General features: G+C 70.2%; 5 protein-coding genes and 1 pseudogene. 5 read left to right on the plus strand and 1 reads right to left on the minus strand.

Annotated elements, in window-relative coordinates:
- Window positions 1-249: 249 nt before the first annotated feature.
- A complete protein-coding gene (locus WH07_RS20950; protein ID WP_046502194.1) occupies window positions 250-1,254 on the minus strand; it encodes a Gfo/Idh/MocA family protein in 1,005 nt (334 codons plus the stop codon).
- 194 nt (window positions 1,255-1,448) lie between these two features.
- On the opposite strand from WH07_RS20950, the gene WH07_RS20955 reads away from it, so the two are divergent.
- From WH07_RS20955 to WH07_RS38960, 5 genes and pseudogenes are all read left to right on the plus strand, one after another.
- The gene (locus WH07_RS20955) at window positions 1,449-2,186 is read left to right on the plus strand and encodes a GntR family transcriptional regulator (RefSeq protein WP_046502205.1); all 738 of its coding nucleotides are present in this window, start codon (window positions 1,449-1,451) and stop codon (window positions 2,184-2,186) included.
- A gap of 234 nt (window positions 2,187-2,420) precedes the next feature.
- Complete coding sequence (locus tag WH07_RS20960; RefSeq protein ID WP_046502197.1) at window positions 2,421-3,449, plus strand: sugar ABC transporter substrate-binding protein; 1,029 nt, start codon at window positions 2,421-2,423, stop codon at window positions 3,447-3,449.
- The gene (locus tag WH07_RS20965) at window positions 3,446-4,519 is read left to right on the plus strand and encodes an ABC transporter permease (RefSeq protein WP_046502200.1); all 1,074 of its coding nucleotides are present in this window, start codon (window positions 3,446-3,448) and stop codon (window positions 4,517-4,519) included. The genes WH07_RS20960 and WH07_RS20965 overlap by 4 nt, the downstream gene beginning before the upstream one ends.
- Window positions 4,516-5,328, plus strand: a complete 813-nt coding sequence (locus WH07_RS20970) for an ATP-binding cassette domain-containing protein (protein WP_046502202.1) — start codon at window positions 4,516-4,518, stop codon at window positions 5,326-5,328. Before WH07_RS20965 ends, WH07_RS20970 begins: the two co-directional genes overlap by 4 nt.
- A gap of 323 nt (window positions 5,329-5,651) precedes the next feature.
- A pseudogene (locus WH07_RS38960) lies at window positions 5,652-5,778 on the plus strand (ROK family glucokinase); the annotation flags it as partial.

Below are 5,778 nucleotides of genomic sequence, written 5' to 3' on the forward strand. Positions count from 1 at the left end.
CCGGGCAGACGGGACTTTGAAGACACGCCCTAGGCCCTGTCCGGCCGGTCTTCGTGGGCCCGGAACGCCTGGCACGGCACCTGGCTGCGTTGTCGGAGTCGCCCGAGTACGTCCAGTACACGGGCGATCCTCCGCCTTGCGATGCTCCCCCGTGGCCTGAACGGCACGGGAGGGACCCCCTCCACCAGACGCCGCGGTCTGATCCACGAAGACCGACCGGACAGGACCTGGAAACGGACCGCGCGGGGATCAGCCCGCGGGGATCTCCGCCAGCGCGACCGGCCGGTGCTCCCGCCGCGACAGCTCGCACGCCTCCGCGATACGCAGCGCGTGCAGTGCCTCCCCGCCGTCGCACGGATTCTCCAGCTCGCCCGCGACCACCTTCAGAAAGGCGTCCATCTCCGCCTCGTACGCGGGGGCGAACCGCTCCAGGAACCCCGGCCACGGGTTGTCGCAGGGCGGCGGGCCCTTCGGTTCGGTCGAGGTGATCGGCGTACGGTCGTCGAGGCCGACCGCGAACTGGTCGTTCTCGCCGGCCAGTTCCATCCGTACGTCATAGCCCGCGCCATTGCGGCGGGTGGCCGTCGCCGTCGCGAGCGTCCCGTCGTCCAGGGTGAGCACCGCCGCGGCGGTGTCGATGTCGCCCGCGTCCCGGAACATCCCAGGCCCGCCGTCCGAACCCGTCGCGTACACCTCCACCACCTCGCGGCCGGTGACCCAGCGCAGGATGTCGAAGTCGTGCACCAGGCAGTCACGGTACAGCCCGCCGGAGAGCGGCAGATACGCGGCGGGCGGCGGCGCCGGGTCCGAGGTGATCGCCCGTACGGTGTGCAGCCGGCCGAGCCGGCCCGACCGTACGAGCTCGCGCGCCGCCCCGTACCCCGCGTCGAAGCGGCGCATGAAGCCGAGCTGGAGCACCGTGCCCGCCGCCTCGACCTCCCGCAGCGCGCCGAGCGTGCCGGCCAGATCGAGGGCGATGGGCTTCTCACAGAAGGCGGGCAGTCCCGCGCGGGCCGCGCGGCTGATCAGGTCGGCGTGCGAGGAGGTGGCCGAGGCGATCACCACGGCGTCCACGCCCCAGGTGAAGATCTCGTCGACGGAGGGGGCGGCGGTCGATCCCGTACGGTCGGCGACCTCCGCCACCCGTGCCGGGTCGATGTCCGCGACGACCAGGGAGCCGACCTCGCGATGGCGGCTGAGCACGTCCGCGTGAAAAGTACCGATACGGCCCGTGCCGATGAGTCCGATGCGCATGGCCCCAAGGTGGCCGTATGCCGCTCACGATGTCAAGCATTTGTCCTGACAATCGAACTTCCCGCCTTCCCGTCAAGAAACAGTGCGACTACGCTCGGCCCGTGCCCCATCAGCCGAGACCAGCCCAAGCCGGACAGGAGACGCCCGGACAGGAGGCGCCTGAACGGGAGACGCCCGGACAGCAGGCGCGTGACCTGCCGCTCCAGCTCAGCGTCGACCGCACCAGCCCCGTCCCGCTGTACTTCCAGCTCTCGCAGCAGTTGGAGGCGGCGATCGAGCGGGGCAGGCTGGCGCCGGGCAGTCTGCTCGGCAACGAGATCGAGCTGGCCGGGCGGCTCGGGCTGTCCCGCCCCACCGTCCGCCAGGCCATCCAGTCCCTGGTCGACAAGGGGCTGCTGGTGCGCCGCAGAGGCGTGGGCACCCAGGTCGTGCACAGCCAGGTCAAGCGCCCGCTGGAGCTGAGCAGCCTGTACGACGACCTGGAGGCGGCGGGCCAGCGCCCGGCCACCCGGGTCCTGCGCAACACCCTCGAACCGGCCGCGGCGGAGGTCGCCGCCGCGCTGGGGGTAGCCGAGGGCACGGACGTACAGCTCGTCGAGCGGCTCCGGTACGCGCACGACGAGCCGATGGCGTATCTGCGCAATCACCTTCCGGCCGGTCTCATCGACTGCGACACCGAGCGTCTGGAGGCCACCGGTCTGTACCGGATGATGCGCTCCGCCGGGATCACCCTGCACAGCGCCCGGCAGTCGATCGGGGCGCGGGCCGCGACGGCCGAGGAAGGCGGGCTGCTGGCGGAGGCGGGCGGCGCACCGCTGCTCACCATGGAACGGATCACGTTCGACGACACCGGGCGGGCCGTGGAGTTCGGCTCGCACATCTACCGGGCGTCGCGGTACGCCTTCGAGTTCCAGCTCCTCGTGCGTCCGTAGTGCGCAGTGCGCAGTGCGCCAGTCTGCGCGCAAGGGCTTGACATATGTCTTCTTCGTAAGAATGTACGGACAAAGTATTGACGCCTCTACGAGAGCGGGACTAGAACTCGGGAACATCCGGTGGGCCACCCGGTGACCACCCGGCGAACACGTATGGCCGATACTTGGGCGGCCGGGCCGGATCCGCAGGGGCCCCGGCCGTACCGACGAGTTCAGCAAGAAGGGCGCGGCGTCGTGGCAACGGTTCGGACAGGGGTACGGGTACGCGCGCTGAGCGCGGTACTGGCGGCGGTGCTCGGGGTCTCGGCCCTCGCCGGATGCAGCAGCACGGGCGGCAAGCGCGCCGAGGAGGAGCGGGCGCGGCAGGCGGCGAGCGCCCAGGGGCGGGCCGCCGTGAACACACCGAAGTGGACGGTGGCCATGGTCACCCACTCCGGTGACGGGGACACCTTCTGGGACATCGTCCAGAACGGCGCCAAGCAGGCGGCCGTCAAGGACAACATCGACTTCCTCTACGCGCACAGCGACGAGGGCCAGCAGCAGGCCCAGCTCGTCCAGTCGTACATCGACAAGAAGGTCGACGGGCTGATCGTCTCGCTGGCCAAGCCCGACGCGATGAAGGACGTCGTCACCAAGGCCGTCAGGGCCGGCATCCCGGTGATCACCGTGAACTCCGGGGCCGAGCAGTCGAAGTCGTTCGGCGCGCTGACCCACATAGGCCAGGACGAGTCGATAGCGGGCGAGGCCGTCGGCGACGAACTCGGCGCGCGCGGCAGGAAGAAGGCCCTCTGCGTCATCCATGAACAGGGCAATGTCGGCCTTGAACAGCGGTGCGCGGGAGCCGGGAAGAACTTCGGCGGACAGCTCGAGAACCTCTATGTCGACGGTACGAACATGCCGGACGTGCAGGCGTCCATCGAGGCCAAGCTCCAGAGCGACAAGAGCATCGACGCCGTCGTCACCCTCGGCGCGCCCTTCGCGGACGCCGCCGTCAAGGCGAAGCAGGGCGCGGGCAGCGACGCGGAGATCGACACCTTCGACCTGAACGCCAAGGTCGCCGCCGGGCTCACCGCCGGGACGCTCGGCTTCGCCGTCGACCAGCAGCCGTACCTCCAGGGGTACGAGGCCGTGGACCTGCTCTGGCTCTACCGCTACAACGCCGATGTGCTCGGCGGCGGGCGGCCGGTCCTCACCGGACCGCAGATCATCACCAAGAAGGACGCCGGGGCACTGGCCGCGTACACCGAGCGGGGGACCCGATGACGGCGACCGCGCCCCCGGTGCCCCCGCTGGACGACAAGCCCGACGGGCAGGGCGGGGACGAGCGGCTGCTCCGTGTCTCACCGCTGCGCGCGCTCCTCGGCCGCCCCGAACTCGGCGCGGTCGTCGGCGCCCTCGCCGTCTTCCTCTTCTTCTCGGTCGTCGCCGACTCCTTCCTCCGGGCGTCCAGCTTCGGCACCGTCCTGTACGCGGCCTCCACGATCGGGATCATGGCGGTGCCGGTGGCGCTGCTGATGATCGGCGGCGAGTTCGATCTGTCCGCCGGTGTGATGGTGACCAGCTCCGCGCTGGTCTCCTCGATGTTCAGCTACCAGATGACCGCGAACGTCTGGGTGGGCGTCGGGGTGTCCCTGCTGGTCACGCTGGCCCTCGGCGCCTTCAACGGCGTGATGCTGACCCGTACGAAACTGCCCAGCTTCATCATCACGCTGGGCACCTTCCTGATGCTCACCGGCCTCAATCTCGGGCTGACCAAACTGATCAGCGGCACGGTCTCCACCAAGACCATCGCCGACATGGAGGGCTTCCCCTCCGCCAGGAAGCTCTTCGCCTCGCAGCTCACCCTCGGCGATGTCGAGCTGAAGGTCACCATCCTGTGGTGGGCCGCGCTGGTGGCGCTGGCCACCTGGATCCTGCTGCGGACCCGCTTCGGCAACTGGATCTTCGCGGTGGGCGGGAACGCGGAGGCCGCCCGCGCGGTCGGCGTACCGGTCACCAGGACCAGGATCGGGCTGTACATGGGCGTGGCCTTCTGCGCCTGGGTCGCCGGACAGCATCTGCTGTTCTCGTTCGATGTCGTCCAGTCCGGCGAGGGTGTCGGCAACGAGCTGATCTATATCATCGCGGCGGTCATCGGCGGCTGTCTGATCACCGGCGGTTACGGTTCGGCGATCGGCTCCGCGGTCGGCGCGTTCATCTTCGGCATGACCAGCAAGGGCATCGTCTACGCGGAGTGGAACCCGGACTGGTTCAAGTTCTTCCTCGGAGCGATGCTCCTTCTGGCCACCCTGCTCAACGCATGGGTGCGCAAGCGTGCGGAGGCGACACGATGACGGCGGATGGCGGGGCCGCGGACGGCGCGCTGGTCGAGCTGGACAGGGTCAGCAAGTACTACGGCAATGTCCGCGCCCTGGAAGGCGTCTCGCTGGAGGTGCGCGCGGGTGGGATCAGTTGCGTACTGGGCGACAACGGCGCGGGCAAGTCCACCCTGATAAAGATCATCGCCGGGCTGCACCGGCATGACGCGGGCGACTTCCTGATCGAGGGCGAGAAGACCGTGCTCACCTCGCCGCGCGAGGCCCTGGACCGGGGCATCGCCACGGTCTACCAGGACCTCGCGGTGGTGCCGCTGATGCCGGTCTGGCGGAACTTCTTCCTGGGCTCGGAGCCGACCAGGGGACGCGGGCCGCTCAAGCGGCTCGATGTCGCGCTGATGCGGGAGACGACCCGTACCGCGCTGCTGCGGATGGGCATCGACCTGCGCGATGTCGACCAGCCCATCGGTACCCTGTCCGGCGGCGAGCGCCAGTGTGTGGCCATCGCCCGCGCCGTCCACTTCGGCGCGAAGGTCCTGGTCCTTGACGAGCCCACCGCGGCGCTCGGGGTGAAGCAGTCGGGTGTGGTGCTGAAATATGTGGCCGCCGCACGCGACGCTGGACTCGGGGTCGTGCTCATCACCCACAACCCGCACCACGCCTTTCTGGTCGGGGACCGGTTCGTCCTGCTCAAGCGCGGGACCATGGCGGGCAGCCACACCAGGGACTCGATCACTCTGGACGAGCTGACCCGCCAGATGGCGGGCGGCTCCGAGCTGGAGGAGCTGAGCCATGAACTGGAGCGCGCCTCCACCGACACCGCATGAGAGCGCCCGGGGCGCTTCCGCGTCGGCGCAGGCGTCCGTATCCGTAAGTCCGTAAAGTCCTGCCCGGGCCGTGACGCCCGGCACACGCCCCCGAAACGCCCGCGACGCCCCGGAGCGGCCCGCGGGGACCTTGACCCGGCCCCGACCGCCCCGGATGGCACAATCTGCCAGGGCGGACACCGTTCGCCGCCGCTGCCCATCCGGGCCGGCCGGCCCCTCATCCCAGGGACGACACGACCCGTGCGAGCACCCCAATCGCGGCCCGCCCGAAGCGACACACCCCAGGCCGGGCCTGAGCCGACCCGCACGAGGGAGTCCGGCCGATGAGCACCTACCGCGACCTCACCTCCCACCGCGGCTCCGCCCGCGCCACCGTCCTGCGGACCGCGGGCACCCGCGAGCGCCGCTCGCTGCTCACCGCGCCCCGGGTCCCGACCGTCGGTATCGACA

The organism is Streptomyces odonnellii (genome assembly GCF_000981895.1).
Taxonomy (GTDB): Bacteria; Actinomycetota; Actinomycetes; order Streptomycetales; family Streptomycetaceae; genus Streptomyces; species Streptomyces odonnellii.

Excerpts from the sequence above, each read along its gene's own strand:
- WH07_RS20970 (WP_046502202.1), top strand. The coding sequence starts at position 4,516 with ATGACGGCGGATGGCGGGGCCGCGGACGGCGCGCTGGTCGAGCTGGAC.
- WH07_RS20950 (WP_046502194.1), bottom strand. The coding sequence starts at position 1,254 with ATGCGCATCGGACTCATCGGCACGGGCCGTATCGGTACTTTTCACGCG.
- WH07_RS20965 (WP_046502200.1), top strand. The coding sequence starts at position 3,446 with ATGACGGCGACCGCGCCCCCGGTGCCCCCGCTGGACGACAAGCCCGAC.